Source organism: Roseomonas fluvialis, from assembly GCF_022846615.1.
GTDB lineage: Bacteria > Pseudomonadota > Alphaproteobacteria > Acetobacterales > Acetobacteraceae > Neoroseomonas > Neoroseomonas fluvialis.
On sequence record NZ_AP025637.1, the window covers coordinates 508,725 to 521,980 of the forward strand.

The window sequence follows — 13,256 nt, forward strand, 5'->3', positions numbered from 1 at the left end:
GGGTCGTGGCGCCATATCACACGACAAGCCGTGACAGACGCAACCGCCCCGGACCCATCCCTGCCGCCGGGCCTCGCCGTGGTGGTGCCCGCCTTCCAGGAAGCGGCGACCATCGCCGCGCTGGTCGCACGCCTGCGCGCCGCCTTGCCGGGCATCGTGCCGCTCGTGGTCGACGACGGTTCGACCGACGGGACCGGCGCCATCGCCGCCGCCGCGGGCGCGGACCTGATCGCCTCACCCGCCAACGAGGGCAAGGGCGCGGCCCTGCGCCGCGGCATGCGTGCCGCGCTCGACCGTGGTGCGGGCTTCGTGGCCACGCTGGACGGCGACGGGCAGCACCAGCCCGAGGACCTGCCGCGCCTGGCCGCGCTGGCGCGGGCCGACCGCATCGTGATCGGGTCGCGCCGCAACGCGCAGGGCCAGCCCGCGGCGCGGCGGCGCGCCAACCGCGTGGCGGATTTCTGGATTTCCTGGGCGGCGGGGCATCACGTCGCGGACAGCCAGTCGGGCCTGCGGATCTATCCGCGCGCCGCACTCGGCGATCTCGGCCGCTACGAAGGCCGCGCGCGGCGCTTCTCCTTCGAAAGCGAGATCCTGATCGATGCCGCGCGGGCCGGCATCACCACCGTCGCGGCCGATATTCCCGCGCTGTATGCCGGCACGCTGCGGCGGCCGAGCCATTTCAGGCCCGTTGCGGATATCGCCGGCATCGTGATGATGGTGGCGGGCAAGCTGCTGGCACGCGGCATGGACCCGGCCGGCCTGGTCCGCAGCCTTGCCCCCAGCCGCCCGACGGAGAAGGAGACGAAGCCGTGATCGATCGCCGTTCCACGCTGCGCAGCCTCGCGCCGGTATTCATCGCCGTCGGTGCGGGCATCGGCCTCGGCGCGTGCCGCGGCCAGCCGATCTACGAGAGCACCAACGGCCAGTTCCAGGGCCGCGGTAGCCTGAGCGAGCGCGAGGCGCTGATCCGCCGCGCCGCCGCATCGCAGGGTGGCTGGTCGGTGCAGTCGATGCGCCCGGGCCTGCTTCGCGCCACCAACACCTGGCGCAGCCACCAGATGACGGTCGACATCTCCTTCGACATCCGCAGCTTCACCATCCGCTACGTGAACAGCGTCAACCTGGACTACGACGGCGCGCAGATCCATTCGGCCTACAATGCGCGCGTGCAGGCCCTGGAGCGCGCCATCCTGCAGGGCAGCGGCGCGGGGCTTCCGGTCTCGGGCGGCGGGACGCGCGGCGGCGCCGATGCCGTGCCGGTCTCCGGCCCCGTGGTCAGCCCCGAGTGATCACGCCATCCCGCCATTGATCGACACCGTCTGCCCGGTGATGTAGCCGGCGCGTGCCGAGCACAGGAACGCCACCAGCTCCGCCACTTCCTCCGGGCGGCCGAGCCGGCGCGCGGGGACCATGCGCCTGACCTCCTCGACCGGCACGGCGGCGGCGATGGCGGGGCTGTCGATCAGCCCGGGCGCGACCGCGTTCACCGTCACGCCACGCGGCGCACATTCCAGCGACAGCGCGCGCACCGCCCCGATCAGCCCGGCCTTTGCCGCGGCATAATTCGCCTGGCCGCGATTGCCCATGATGGCGGTGACCGAGGACATCGCCACGATCCGCCCGAAGCGCGTACCCATCATCGGCAGCAGCAGGGGCCGCGCGACGTGGAAGAAGCCATCGAGCGACACGGCGATGGCGCGTTGCCACTGCGTGTGCGTCATCGCCGCCATCGGCACGTCGTCGTGCGCGCCGGCATTGTGCACCAGGACCTGGATCGGGCCGTCGGCCAGCAGGGCCTCGCAGGCATCGCGCGTGGCGTCGTGGTCGGTGATGTCGAAGGTGGCGGCGGCGCCGCCGAGTTCCTCTGCCAGCGCCGCCGCGCGCGCGGCGCTGGTATGGGCATGCACCAGAACCTGATGCCCCTCGCGCGCCAGGGTGCGGCAGATCGCCTCGCCGATCGGGCTGGTGCCGCCGGTCACCAGGGCGCGGATCACGGCAGCACCACGGTCGCGCGCCCCGCGACCAGCACGCGCCCGCCGCCGGCAACAGCGAAGGCATAGATGAAGCCGCGCGACTCGCGTGACAGCGCCGTGGCGGTGATATCGAGAACCCCCGGCAGGTCATCGAGCCGCGTCACCGTGAACTCCACGCCCGCCAGCGCCGCGACGAAGCCGGCCGGCTGCGCCGCGCCCGCGGTCAACGCGCCGTGTAGCGCCATGGCCTGAAGCCCGTATTCCACGCCGCAGACGGCCGGCAGCGTGCCGTCTCGGCGCAGTGGGTTCGCAGGGTCGCGATGCGTCCCGGTGGTGCAGCCGATCGCTTCCGCATCGCAGCGGTGTACGGCCTCCAGCAGGCACATCCCGCCCTGGTGGGGTACGAGGCGGGCGATCTCGGCGCGCGTCTCGGGCAGGTTCATGCCGTGACCTCGATGTGCAGTCGCGCATCCTCGAGCAGCGGCAGGTGCAGGACCATCCCGCCGCCGCCGGCCAATGCCGCCAGCAGCGGCAGCGCGCGGGCCACCGGGTTCGCATCGTGCAACGCGGCCACGCCCGCGGGCAGCGCGGGGGCGTCAGCGGGGCCGGATTGCTGTGCCAGGCGCAGCGTACCGCGCGCGCCCTTGCCGGGTACCAGCACGAAGGCCAGCGCGAAGGCGTCCGTGGTCGGGCGCATCGCATCCAGCGGCGCTGGCAGCGGCACGTCATGCGCCACCAGCAGAACCGGCGCACGCAGCGCGACCACCTGCGCCGCGGCATGCAGCAAGCCTGTCGCCACCACGCCGTCATGCCCGCCGAGGCTCACCGAGGGTCGCGACGAGCCGACCGCGATGCCCCAATAGCCCGCCGCCGCATTGTGCACGGAGTTGTGGAACTGCGTGGGCGAGATGGCCCCGCCCTCGGTGTGCAGCGCGTCGAGGATGCCGGTGATGACCACGCCCTCGCCGTTCGAACTCGCGAAGACCGTGTCGAGTTCCTCCGGCGGCAGGCCGCTGTCCTGCACGGCCTCCGCCGCGACGGCGAGCGCCAGGCGCACCGAGGGTCCGGTGCGGCGGCGTTCGGTCGGCGGCAGCAGCGTGGGTGCGGGCGGGGTCAGCGGTGCGGCGACATAGGGCACGATGCCCGCAAGGATCTGCGCCGCCTGCGGCCACCCTGACAATCCCGGCCCAAGAAGCCCGATGCCCGCGATGCCAACCGCGAGCGTCACGCCAGCCGCCCGATGACCAGCGCGCAGTTGCTGCCGCCGAAGCCGAAGGAATTGGACAGCACGCGATCGATGCGCGCCGGGGTATTCGTCACCGCGATGCGCGAGGCGAAGGACGGGTCCGGCCGATCGACGCCGAGGCATCCCGGCACCAACCCGTCCTCGACGGCGATGGCCGCGACAGCGGCCTCGAGCGCACCCGACGCACCGAGCGTATGCCCCGTCCAGCCCTTGGTCGACGAACACGGCACGGTATCGCCGAAGATGCGCGTGATGGCCCGGTCCTCCATCGCGTCGTTCGCGCGCGTGCCGGTGCCGTGCATGTTGACGTAGCCGATGTCGTGCGGTGCGAGGCCCGCGCTGTCGAGCGCCGCGCGCATCGCCGTGACCGCGCCGTGCCCCTCCGGATGCGGCGAGGACATGTGGTGCCCGTCCGACGACGCGCCGGCGCCGAGCAGGCCAAGCCTGCCGGCATCATCCGGCCCCGCACGTTCCAGCAGCGCGAAGGCCGCGGCCTCGCCGATGCTGATCCCGTCGCGATCCTCGGCGCAGGGGCGCGTCGGGCCCCGGGCCAGCAATTCAAGCGACCCGAAGCCGTGCAGCGTGAGGCGGCACAGCGTATCCGCCCCGCCCACCACCGCCGCATCCGCGAGCCCCGCCGCGATCAGCATGCCGGCATCGAGAAACGCCCGCGCGCCCGAGGTGCAGGCGGTCGAGATCGACACGCAGGCGCCCCGCAGACCGAGCCGCGCGCGCACGTAGCGCGGCAGCGCATGCAGGTCGTGCGTGCGCGCATAGTCGTAGCCCGACAATACGCCGTCGGCGCCGCGGCGCGCCCACGCCTGCTCGGTTTCCTCGATGCCTGATGTCGAGGTGCCCAGCACCACCGCGACGCGATCGGCGCCGTGCCTCGCCACCGCTGCGGCGACGGCATCGGCGAACCCGTCCTGTCGTAGCGCGAGTTCCACCAGCCGCGTGTTGCGGCAGGCGAAGGCAGCCAGCGGCGCGGGCGGTTCCAGCCCCTCCGCCTCTCGCACGCGGCCAATCCAGATGCCCGGCGGCATGCCCGGCAGGTCGCAGGGCGTCAGGCCGCCGTGCCGCCCATGCAGCGCCGCGCGCATCGCCGCCAGCCCGACGCCCATGGCGCTGGTCGCGGTGATGGCGGTGATGCGCAGCGCGGTCATGCGGATGAGGTGGTGTCGCCGCGCCGCGGCGCCAGCGCGCAGGCGAGCATGAACGCGCACGCCACGCCGATCGTCACCGTCAGCCCGGTCGCGTGCAGTACCGGCGTGCGGCATAGCGCCAGCAGCCCGAACGTCAGCAGCGTGGTCACCATGCAGGTGATGACGGCGCCGAGCGCACGCGCCGCCTCCTCATCATCCTGGTCGCCGGAACGAGACATGAACAGCGCATAGTCCATGCCCACGCCCGCCAGCAAGAGCGCGGCGGTGAGGTGAAAGATGGTGATCGCCTCGCCCAGCGCGGCCAATGCGGCGAAAGTCAGCAGCAACGCGCCGCCAAGCGCCAGCGCGATGCGTGCGCCGCCCACCAGGCCCCGCCCGCCCGCCAGCAGCAGCAGCACCGCCAGCGCGCCTATTCCGGCCCAGCGCACCGCCGCGGTCGTGTTTGCCGCCAGCAGCGCCTCCGTCTCGCCCTTGATGTCCACCAGCAGCAGGCCAGGACTGCCGGTGGCCGCGGCCCGTAACGCCGCCATGTCGCGGATCTCGGTGGGCAGCAGCAGGGCGCGCCAGGCCGCTCCCTCCGGGCGCAGCAACGGCGCAATGCGCGCGGCGAGCAGCGGCGCGGCTGCCAGGTCGGCCGGGGTCAGCGGCGGCTGCCCGCGGGCCGTCGCGATGTCCGCCAGGAAGGGATCGAAGGCCGTGGCGCGAAAGGGCAGCCCCTCGCGCGCGGCCGCGATCCGCGCGGCGATCGCCGCGTCCTCGGGCAGCGCGGCGAGGCGCGCGCGCTGCGTCGCCGCGCTGGGCAGGTAGCGCGCGGCGTGGTCGATCGTGGCGTGGCCGGCGAGCGCCGCCGCGACCCGTTCCGCGCCCTGCAGCGCCGCCTCCGCGCTGTCCGCGCGCAACGCGAGCACCACGCGCACATCCGGCGCGCCGACCTGCGCGCGCAAGGCGCCATCCAGCGCGCGCACCGGCTCCGGCACCGGGCTGAGCGCCGCCAGGTCGCGCTCCAGCCGCGGCCCGCCCGTCGCGGCCAGGCCCACGGCGACCAGCGCCAGCAGCATCAGGACAGCGCCGCGCCGCGCCGGCAGGCGTAGCAGCGCATGCGCCATGCGCTCCGGCAGCGGGCGCACCGGCAGGCCCTCCGGCGGCAGCAGCGCGGGCAGCAGGAACCGCGTGGTCAGCGCCGCCGCGACCAGCCCGCTGGCCGCGAACAGTCCGAGTTGCACAAGACCCGGAAAGCCCGAGGCCAGCATCGGCGCCAGCCCCGCCACCGCCGCCGCCACGGCAAGCCGCAGCGTCGGCCAGATGCGCCGCGCCGTGTCGCGCAGCGGTTCCCCCGGCGCGCGGTTGGTCACGAGCAGGATCGGGTAGTCGTCCACCACGCCCAGCATCGTCATGCCGAAGCCAAGCGCCGCGCCATGCACATGGCCGAACACCGTGCCCACCACCGCGAGCCCGGCCAGCGTGCCGGCGGCCAGCGGCACCGCCACCACCGCCAGCATCATCGGGCTGCGGTAGCGCCAGAACAGGAAGCCGCCGACCAGCACGAAGGACAGCATCGACACGAGTTGTACATCCGCGCGCACCGTCGCCGCTGCCTCGGCTGCGAAGATTCCCGGGCCCGACAGCAGCAGCCGCGCGCCCTGCGTGGGCGCCGCCTGCACGAAGGCGTCGCGGATCGCGGCGACGGCCTGCTGCTGCGCCGCGGTGTCCATCCCCGCCGCGCGGGTCTGCGCCAACACCAGCGCGCGCGGCCCGGGCGCCATCCATACGCCGTTCTCCGTCGCGATGCGGCCCTCGCCAGCCCAGCCGCGCAGCATGGCCAGGAAGGCGCCGGTCGGGTCGGCGAAGGCGAAGCGACGGACCAGCGGCGCCGCCGAGGATTGCAGCCCGTCCAGCACGCCCTCCAGCGCTGCGCGCAACGCCGGTTCGGTGAAGGCCTCCGGCATCGCCGCCGGTGACAGGGCGTAGCGATGCGCGAACAGCAGCGCCGCTTCGTCGTCGCCCACCATGGCGCTGCCATTTGACACCAGTGCGAAGCGTGGGTCGTCCACCAGGCGTTGCGCCATGCTGCGGGATATGCGCGCGAGGTCCTCCGGCGCGGCACCTTCGATCCCCGCGATCAGCAGTCGCGTCGCCGCGCCCATGCGCAGTTCCTGCAGCAGGAAGGCGGCTTCGTCGGTGGTCGCGGCGGGCAGAAAGTCGGTGATGTCGCTGCGCAGTTCGACATGGCGCAGCAGCAGCGGGAAGGCGGCCGCCAGCAGCGCGATGGCGGCGAAGACGCGCCAGAAGCGCATCACGGCGCGGGGGTCGCCATCAGCCTGGTGCGGCCGTCATTGCCCTGCGTCTCGACCACCGCGAGGACGCCGCCGCGCCCCTCCAGCGTGATGCGCTGCACCGCGCCGCGCAGGCGCAGCGACCGCGGCACCAGGGTGATGCGCCATTGGGCGACTTCGCCGCTGAAACTCACCTCGTGATGCTGCCGCAGGGTCGCGATATCCCCGGCCAGCGTGGCGCGCAGGGCTTCGACCAGGGGGCGGATCTCGGGTGCGGCATCCAGCGCGATGGTCTCGCGCAGGCCGCGCTGCGGGCGTTCGAGCACCAGGCGGTCGCCCTCCACCAGGAACGTCTCGGGTGCAGGTTCCAGCGTGCGTTTTTCCAGCCGGTCGGGCGCGCGCCAGGCGAGCGTCCCGCGCGAGACGATCGGCCGGTCGAGTTCGGGCACCTGCTTCTCCTCGACGAAGGTCGCGCGCGATGCCGGCACCGCGCGCAGCGATGCCATCACCGCCGCCAGCGGATCGGGCGCCTGCGCGGCCAGCGGCAGCGCGAGCAGCGCACGGCGCGACCAGCGCGGCCCGTCCCGGCCGGCCTGCCTCATGCGCCATCCCCCCAGAAGGGGTAGAAGTTGAACCAGTTGTAGGGATGCGCGCGGCATACCGCCGACAGCCGGTCGGCATAGCGCGCGATCCAGCCGTGCAGCGCCGCTTCGCGCTCGGCGCGCGGCAGGTCGATGGCCGGAGCGAAATCCTCGAACCGCAGGACGTAGCGGCGCGGGCCGACCCAGAGCCCGAAGCCCAGAACCACAGGCGCGCGCAGGATCGCCGCCAGCGTCATCGGCCCGCCCGGGAAGGGTGCCCGGTGGCCGAGGAAATCCACCTGCACCATCCGGTCCCCGCGCACAGCGCGATCGGCCAGCAGCCCGACCACGCCGGCACGGTCCAGCACCTCGCGCGCTTCCAGCATGGCCTCGGGCCGGCCGAGCGCGATCACCGCCGCGCGGCGCGTCGGGTCCAGACTGTCGAACAGCGCATCCGCCGCGCCGGCATTGGCCGTGTGCATCAGCATCCGCACCTCGACCGGCGCGCCGGCGCCGCCGACCGCGCGCAGCGCCTCGAAGGATCCCATGTGAGCCCCAAGCAGCACCAGCCCCTGGCCCCGCGCCGCGGCCGCGCGCAGCGTCTCGAGCCCAGTGACCTCGACCTGGTAGCGCGCGCTCCGCCCGGTCAGCAGGAAGACACGGTCGAGCATGGTCGAGGCGAAGCAGAAATACAGCCGCCACAGGTCGCGCCAGGTCGCCGCGCGGCCCAGCGCGCGCGCCAGGTACTGCCGCGCCGCGCGCTTCTGCGCACGCGGCGATGTCAGCAGGTAGAACAGCGTGACCGGATGCAGCACGACATGCGCGGTGCGCCAGCCAAGGCCGAGCGCGATGCGCACCATCAGCCGCAGCGCGCCGCCGCTGCCGCGCTCGGGTGTCGCGCTCCAGACCGGTGGCGCCTCGGGCGCGCTGGTCATGGCGCGAAGGCCATCTCCCCGGTGGCGACCAGCCGATCCTCCACGAAGCAGGAGAACCCCACGCGCTGCACGTCCCGCGGCGCGAAGGCGATGCGCACCGCCTGGCCCGGCAGCACCGGAGCGGCGAATTTCGCTCGCGGCAGCCCCTGCAGCGGGCCGAGCCCGTAGGTTGCGCGCGCGGCGGTCGCGACATGGTCCAGCAGTACCACCCCCGGCACCACCGGCGCGCCGGGGAAGTGGCCGGGCAGGCAGGGGTGGTCCGCCGGCACGACGAAGACGGCGGCGCTGTCCGGCGCCGTCATCGCGACCATGCAAGGCGGTCGAGGTCCTCGCGCCGCAGCTTGCCGACCGCATCGCGGGGCAGCGCCTCGGCCATCACCACCGGGCGCGGCAGGAAGGCCGGTTCGACGCACATCCGCAGCGCGGCCACCACGCCCTCGGGCGTCAGGCCCGGCGCCACCACCACGGCCGCCAGGCGCGCGCGCGGATTGCGGTCTAGGTCGCGCGGCGCCACGAACACGCCGTCCTGCACGCCCTCGATCGCGGTCAGCAGGCTGTTCAGCCCGGCCAGCGAGGCGCGCTTGCCCGCCAGCTTCACCATGTCCCCGCGCCGGCCGAGCAGGCGGAAGCGGTCCTCGGCCACCCATTCGAGGTCGTCGGCCAGCGGCACGGGCGCCGGCAGGCCGGGCACGGTCACCGCCGCGCCGTCCGGACCAATGGCGAAGTGCATGCCGGCATAGGGCTGCCAACCTTCGTCGGCGACGGTGCGCCGCGATGCGACGGATCCGGCCTCGGTCGCGCCATAGATCTCGTGCAGCGGCGCGCCCCAGGCGGCCTCGGCCTCGGCGGCGAGCGAGACCGCGAGCGGCGCGGTGGCAGAGATCACGCCCGCCAGCGCCGGCAGCGCGATACCGGTGCCGAGCACCGCGCGCATCTGCAGCGGCGTAGTCACCAGCAGCCGCGGCGCGGGCACATCGGCCAGGGCCTCGGCGATGTCGGACGGATAGAAGACCGCGCCCGCATGCCCCGCGCCGGCGCCGTGCAGCGGCAGCATCAGCGTGGTCTCGAAGCCATACATGTGCTGCGCGGGAATGGTGCCGACGATGCTCGCACCGGCGGGGACCGCGAAGCGCGCCGCCGCGGCGCGCGCGCCCGCCACCAGCGCGCCCCAGGGCTTCGGATGCGGCCGGGATTCACCGGTGCTGCCCGAGGTGAAGGCAATCGCCGCGATCGCCTCGGCCGGCAGCAGCGGATTGGGGGCGGCGGCGCCGGGCGCGGCTTCCGGCTGCAGCACGGGCAGCGGCAGGTCCACTTCGCCATCGGCCAGCGCATAGCGCGCGCCGTGCTGCCGGGCGATCTCAGCCAGGCGTTGCGGCGTGCGGTCGGCCGACAGCAGCGTGGCCTGCCCGCGCGACAGCGCCGCGGCGAAGCCCGCGAGCGCGAGGTACCGGTCGGTACAGAAGTTCAGCACCGGCCCTTCGGGCGGCAGGCGCGCGGCGAGGGTGGCGACCTCCGCCAGGAAGCGCTCCACCGTCACCGGCATCCGCCCGCGATGGAAGATCACCTCCTGCGGCGCGCGCGACGTCAGCGGGTGGCGGGCGTCAGCGTGCATCGGGCATGGCATCCGCGCGCCAGATTGCGCGCAGCGTGCTGAGCGGCGTCGCTGGGCCGAGGCCCGGGAACAGGGCGCGCCGCACCGGATGCTCGCCCAGGAAGAACAGCGCCGAGAGCACGATGTTCGCTACCGCCGAGGGCCCCGGCGCTGGCCCCAGGCCTGCCAGCGTCAGCAGGTTCGCCGCGGCGAAGGCCAGGAAGAATAAGGTCCAGAGCCAGGTCAGCCGCCGCGTATAGCCGGCCAGTTCCGGCGGTAGCAGCCCCTGTTCGGCGCGGGTGTAGCGGGTGATCAGCGGTTCGTGCCCCGGCCGCAGCGTGGCGCCGAAATGCCAGGCCAGCAGCAGGTTCCCCGCCAGCGGCATGGCGCCGAGCAGCAATCCTGCGCCGCCCGGCCGCCCGATCCACAGCGCCGCCGCGGCGCCGGCCAGCAGCGCCATGGCGGCGATCCCTGCCGCGCGCGTCGTGGGCGCCGCCATCGCGGCAATCGCGGCGATCGCCAGCACCGCCGCAGCGGTGTCGAGCCCCGCCACCTTGGCCGCCAGGAACAACCCCGACAGCGGCAGCGAGATCGCCAGCCGCGGAGCCAGGCGGGGCAGCGCCATGCGCGTCAGCCCGTCCGGTTCGTCTCGATATGCGCGGCCAGCGCGCGGAGCGAGCGGAAGATGCGGTGGTTGCGTTCGTCGTCCGACCGCAGCTGGAAGCCGTAGCGCTTGGACACCGCCAGCGCGATCTCGAGCGCATCGATCGAATCGAGGCCAAGCCCCTCGCCGAACAGCGGGGCCTCCGGGTCGATCTCCTCCGGCGCGATCTCGAGGTGCAGGGCCTCGACGATCAGACGGGCCAGCTCCGCTTCCAAGGACAGGGTCGTCGTCAACAATCGTCTCCTGCCGCGCTTCGCGCATCCGCCCCGGGGCTGCCCGCCGCCCGCCCTTGACGGAACGGGGTCGACCAGCGACCTGAGCGGCGATGTCATCCGCACCCGGAACCCAAAAGTATCAAGGGGAAAGCGGCCGAACAAGGGCGAGCGACCGCGCCGCCCGCCGCTTCGCCCCGCTTCCCGGAGAATTCACCTTCACGGTGGATGTTGAGGACCATGGCGCGCCCGGCCGCGCCGCCGCGGCGACTCGCCGGTTGCTCGACCTGCTGGACGCCGCCGATGCGCGCGGCACCTTCTTCGTGCTGGACACCGTGGTGCGCGACGACCCCGCCCTGGTGGCCGAGCTGGCGCGCCGCGGCCACGAGGTCGCGTCCCATGGCCATGACCACCGGCACCTGGCCCAGCACACGCCGGTCAGCTTCCGCGCCGGGCTGGTCGTGGCCCGGGACCGGCTGGCCGACCTGCTGGGCGCGCCGCCGCAGGGCTACCGGGCGCCGTATTTCTCGCTGACCCCGGCGGCGGCCTGGGCCCCGGCGGTGCTGGCGGAATGCGGCTTCGCCTATTCCTCCTCGGTCCTGCCAGCCTGGAACCCCATGGCGGGCTGGCCGGGTGCCCCCCGGCGCCCCTTCGCCTGGCCCGGCGGCGTGCTGGAACTGCCGGTGCCGGTCGGGCGCTTCGGCCCGCTGTCGCTGCCCTTCCTGGGCGGGATGTACCTGCGCTGGCTGCCGCCCTGGCGCCTGCGCACCCTGGTCCGATCCTGGGTGGCCGAGAGCGGCGACGGGCACCTGTGGTCCTATTGCCACCCCTATGACGTCGATGCCGGGGAGGGCCTGGTGCGGCGGCAGGATGCAGGGCTGGCCGGCAGTGTCATGCTGTGGCTGAACCGCGGCCCGACACTGCCGCGCCTTGCGGGATTGCTGCGCGGGCGCCGGTCGGAACCCTTCGCGGCGCGCCTGTCGGCACTGCGCGCGGCCGCCGCGACCTGGCAGGCCGACGCGGCGCCGGGGGTGCTGCGCGCGGCGACGGTCGGCTGAAGGCTCACGGCCGGCGGCAGAGTTGTGCCTCGGCCGTCTCCAGCGCCGCCGCAAGGCCATCGCCGGCGAAGCGCGGGACGTCGCGCAGACCGTCCTCGCGCATGCGGTCGGCGACGCACAGGCAGAACCCGGCGACTCGGCGCGTCGGCCAGTCAGGCCTTTCGCCCAGCGCCTCCCGCAGGCCGGTGGTGCAGCGCCAGCGGAACATCGCGTCGCCGAAGGGGGTCTGCAGGCCGGAGCCGGCCGGCGCGCTGAAGGTGGCCGGGCGCGGCGCCTGCCCGGTTCCGGCCGACGCGCGCGGCAGGGGCGGCGGGGGCGGCTGCGCCAGGACGAACCAGGCACCGGCGCCGACCACCCCGAAGCCGATCAACAGGAACAGCATGCGCAGCATGGCGCGAGGATGCCGCGCCGGCAGGCATCGGGTCGAGTGCGCAGACCGCGCGGATCGGCCGGCCACGCGCCATCGCGGCGCGGGGGCAGCGCTGGTCCGCGTGCTGCAGCGTTCGTCCCGAGCCGCGTTCGTTCGCCGCGCCGCCCCTGGGATTCGGCCTCGTCACCTGATCGTATGATTCCATCGGTGCGGAATCTCGCCTACGCTTTATCAGCCGTTGCACGGAGACCTCGATGCGCCGCCTCCTGACGATGCTGGCCCTCGCCGCTGCCCTGCCGTTCCTGCCGGCCGGCCTGCCGACCGGCGCGGCGCAGGCGCAGACGATCGAGACGCCGGCACCGCCGCCCTCGACCCCCGTTCCGCGGCCGCCGCGATCCTGCTCGCCTGCGCCGCCCACCACCTGAACCCTACGTGATCGCGCGACCGCGCCGCGCCGCATGGGCGGCGGCGCTGCTGTCGTGCATGGCCCTGCCGGCCGCGGCGCAGGAGGTTCCGGGCCTGGGCGCGACGGATACCCGCCAGGTGGTGCCTGCCAGCCGCGCGCCCTGGAACGCCGTCGGCGAGGTCGAGGCCGCCGGGAACCGCTGCACCGGCGTGCTGACCGGCGCGCGCGTCGTCGCCACCGCGCAGCATTGCCTTATTGATTCCTCCGGCCGCGCCCTGGTCCGGCCCAATGAGGCGACCTTCCGCCTGGGTGGACGCACGGCGCGCGTCGTCGCGATCCAGGCCGGCCGGGGCTTCGACCTGGCGACGGAACAACCCTGGCGGTCGGATTGGGCCCTGCTCACGCTCGACACGCCGCTGGGCGACGGGCGCGCCCTGCGCCTGGCGCGCGAACCTCCGCGCGAAGGCACGCCCCTGGTGCTGCCGGGCTGGCAGCACGACCGGCCCGGTGAACTCGTGGCGGACCTGCGGTGCCGCGTCCTGGTGATGGGCACCTTCGGCGCGCAGGGGATGCTGGTGGGGCACAATTGCGCGGGCACCATGGGCAGCAGCGGCGCGCCGCTGATCGCGCGCGACGACACAGGCGCTTTCGTGGTGGTGGGGGTACAGGCGAAGGCGGCGCTGGGCAGGTCGCTCGGCGTCGCAGTGCCGGGGTTCACCATTCCGCTGAGGTAGCGGCGAGGCTCTGCCTCGCGCTCCGCCGGGGTGACAGTGTCACCCCG

General features: G+C 74.1%; 17 protein-coding genes. 5 read left to right on the forward strand and 12 right to left on the reverse strand.

Annotated features, from left to right (window positions below):
* The first annotated feature begins 30 nt into the window (after window positions 1-30).
* Together MWM08_RS02455 and MWM08_RS02460 are read left to right on the forward strand one after the other, a co-directional pair.
* Window positions 31-816: a glycosyltransferase family 2 protein gene (locus tag MWM08_RS02455; RefSeq protein WP_244457889.1), complete on the forward strand. Its 786-nt coding sequence runs from the start codon at window positions 31-33 to the stop codon at window positions 814-816.
* On the forward strand, window positions 813-1,292 hold the full coding sequence (locus MWM08_RS02460) for a hypothetical protein (RefSeq protein ID WP_244457890.1): 480 nt from the start codon (window positions 813-815) through the stop codon (window positions 1,290-1,292). The genes MWM08_RS02455 and MWM08_RS02460 overlap by 4 nt, the downstream gene beginning before the upstream one ends.
* On the opposite strand, the gene fabG is transcribed toward MWM08_RS02460, so the two are convergent.
* From fabG to MWM08_RS02515, 11 genes are read right to left on the reverse strand one after another with little or no spacing between them, the layout of a single operon-like run.
* Window positions 1,293-1,997 carry a 3-oxoacyl-ACP reductase FabG gene (fabG, locus tag MWM08_RS02465; RefSeq protein ID WP_244457891.1) on the reverse strand — a complete coding sequence of 235 codons (705 nt, stop codon included), beginning with the start codon at window positions 1,995-1,997 and terminating at the stop codon, window positions 1,293-1,295.
* The gene (locus MWM08_RS02470) at window positions 1,994-2,419 is read right to left on the reverse strand and encodes a hotdog family protein (protein ID WP_244457892.1); all 426 of its coding nucleotides are present in this window, start codon (window positions 2,417-2,419) and stop codon (window positions 1,994-1,996) included. The genes fabG and MWM08_RS02470 overlap by 4 nt, the downstream gene beginning before the upstream one ends.
* Window positions 2,416-3,204 (reverse strand): beta-ketoacyl synthase chain length factor, encoded by a 789-nt coding sequence (locus MWM08_RS02475; RefSeq protein ID WP_244457893.1) that lies wholly within the window; start codon window positions 3,202-3,204, stop codon window positions 2,416-2,418. Before MWM08_RS02475 ends, MWM08_RS02470 begins: the two co-directional genes overlap by 4 nt.
* Complete coding sequence (locus tag MWM08_RS02480; RefSeq protein WP_244457894.1) at window positions 3,201-4,385, reverse strand: beta-ketoacyl-ACP synthase; 1,185 nt, start codon at window positions 4,383-4,385, stop codon at window positions 3,201-3,203. The genes MWM08_RS02475 and MWM08_RS02480 overlap by 4 nt, the downstream gene beginning before the upstream one ends.
* Window positions 4,382-6,679, reverse strand: a complete 2,298-nt coding sequence (locus MWM08_RS02485; protein WP_244460047.1) for an MMPL family transporter — start codon at window positions 6,677-6,679, stop codon at window positions 4,382-4,384. Before MWM08_RS02485 ends, MWM08_RS02480 begins: the two co-directional genes overlap by 4 nt.
* On the reverse strand, window positions 6,679-7,260 hold the full coding sequence (locus MWM08_RS02490) for a LolA-related protein (protein WP_244457895.1): 582 nt from the start codon (window positions 7,258-7,260) through the stop codon (window positions 6,679-6,681). The genes MWM08_RS02485 and MWM08_RS02490 overlap by 1 nt, the downstream gene beginning before the upstream one ends.
* Entirely contained in the window at window positions 7,257-8,174 is a 918-nt protein-coding gene (locus tag MWM08_RS02495) for an LpxL/LpxP family acyltransferase (protein WP_244457896.1), read from the reverse strand. Before MWM08_RS02495 ends, MWM08_RS02490 begins: the two co-directional genes overlap by 4 nt.
* Window positions 8,171-8,476, reverse strand: a complete 306-nt coding sequence (locus tag MWM08_RS02500) for an ApeI family dehydratase (RefSeq protein WP_244457897.1) — start codon at window positions 8,474-8,476, stop codon at window positions 8,171-8,173. The genes MWM08_RS02495 and MWM08_RS02500 overlap by 4 nt, the downstream gene beginning before the upstream one ends.
* Window positions 8,473-9,786: an AMP-binding protein gene (locus MWM08_RS02505; protein ID WP_244457898.1), complete on the reverse strand. Its 1,314-nt coding sequence runs from the start codon at window positions 9,784-9,786 to the stop codon at window positions 8,473-8,475. The genes MWM08_RS02500 and MWM08_RS02505 overlap by 4 nt, the downstream gene beginning before the upstream one ends.
* Complete coding sequence (locus MWM08_RS02510) at window positions 9,776-10,390, reverse strand: COG4648 family protein (protein WP_244457899.1); 615 nt, start codon at window positions 10,388-10,390, stop codon at window positions 9,776-9,778. The genes MWM08_RS02505 and MWM08_RS02510 overlap by 11 nt, the downstream gene beginning before the upstream one ends.
* A 5-nt stretch (window positions 10,391-10,395) precedes the next feature.
* Window positions 10,396-10,662 (reverse strand): phosphopantetheine-binding protein, encoded by a 267-nt coding sequence (locus MWM08_RS02515; protein ID WP_244457900.1) that lies wholly within the window; start codon window positions 10,660-10,662, stop codon window positions 10,396-10,398.
* 203 nt (window positions 10,663-10,865) lie between these two features.
* On the opposite strand from MWM08_RS02515, the gene MWM08_RS02520 reads away from it, so the two are divergent.
* Window positions 10,866-11,699: a DUF3473 domain-containing protein gene (locus tag MWM08_RS02520; protein WP_244457901.1), complete on the forward strand. Its 834-nt coding sequence runs from the start codon at window positions 10,866-10,868 to the stop codon at window positions 11,697-11,699.
* A 4-nt stretch (window positions 11,700-11,703) separates the two neighbouring features.
* On the opposite strand, the gene MWM08_RS02525 is transcribed toward MWM08_RS02520, so the two are convergent.
* Complete coding sequence (locus tag MWM08_RS02525) at window positions 11,704-12,090, reverse strand: hypothetical protein (RefSeq protein ID WP_244457902.1); 387 nt, start codon at window positions 12,088-12,090, stop codon at window positions 11,704-11,706.
* A 233-nt stretch (window positions 12,091-12,323) separates the two neighbouring features.
* Between MWM08_RS02525 and MWM08_RS02530 the strand changes: the two genes are divergently transcribed.
* Both MWM08_RS02530 and MWM08_RS02535 read left to right on the forward strand, forming a co-directional pair.
* Entirely contained in the window at window positions 12,324-12,494 is a 171-nt protein-coding gene (locus tag MWM08_RS02530; protein ID WP_244457903.1) for a hypothetical protein, read from the forward strand.
* 7 nt (window positions 12,495-12,501) lie between these two features.
* Window positions 12,502-13,209, forward strand: a complete 708-nt coding sequence (locus MWM08_RS02535) for a trypsin-like serine peptidase (RefSeq protein ID WP_244457904.1) — start codon at window positions 12,502-12,504, stop codon at window positions 13,207-13,209.
* Window positions 13,210-13,256 lie beyond the last annotated feature (47 nt).

Excerpts from the sequence above, each read along its gene's own strand:
- MWM08_RS02530 (WP_244457903.1), top strand. The coding sequence starts at position 12,324 with ATGCGCCGCCTCCTGACGATGCTGGCCCTCGCCGCTGCCCTGCCGTTC.
- MWM08_RS02470 (WP_244457892.1), bottom strand. The coding sequence starts at position 2,419 with ATGAACCTGCCCGAGACGCGCGCCGAGATCGCCCGCCTCGTACCCCAC.
- MWM08_RS02495 (WP_244457896.1), bottom strand. The coding sequence starts at position 8,174 with ATGACCAGCGCGCCCGAGGCGCCACCGGTCTGGAGCGCGACACCCGAG.
- MWM08_RS02485 (WP_244460047.1), bottom strand. The coding sequence starts at position 6,679 with ATGCGCTTCTGGCGCGTCTTCGCCGCCATCGCGCTGCTGGCGGCCGCC.
- MWM08_RS02525 (WP_244457902.1), bottom strand. The coding sequence starts at position 12,090 with ATGCTGCGCATGCTGTTCCTGTTGATCGGCTTCGGGGTGGTCGGCGCC.
- MWM08_RS02510 (WP_244457899.1), bottom strand. The coding sequence starts at position 10,390 with ATGGCGCTGCCCCGCCTGGCTCCGCGGCTGGCGATCTCGCTGCCGCTG.
- MWM08_RS02505 (WP_244457898.1), bottom strand. The coding sequence starts at position 9,786 with ATGCACGCTGACGCCCGCCACCCGCTGACGTCGCGCGCGCCGCAGGAG.
- MWM08_RS02500 (WP_244457897.1), bottom strand. The coding sequence starts at position 8,476 with ATGACGGCGCCGGACAGCGCCGCCGTCTTCGTCGTGCCGGCGGACCAC.
- MWM08_RS02490 (WP_244457895.1), bottom strand. The coding sequence starts at position 7,260 with ATGAGGCAGGCCGGCCGGGACGGGCCGCGCTGGTCGCGCCGTGCGCTG.
- MWM08_RS02480 (WP_244457894.1), bottom strand. The coding sequence starts at position 4,385 with ATGACCGCGCTGCGCATCACCGCCATCACCGCGACCAGCGCCATGGGC.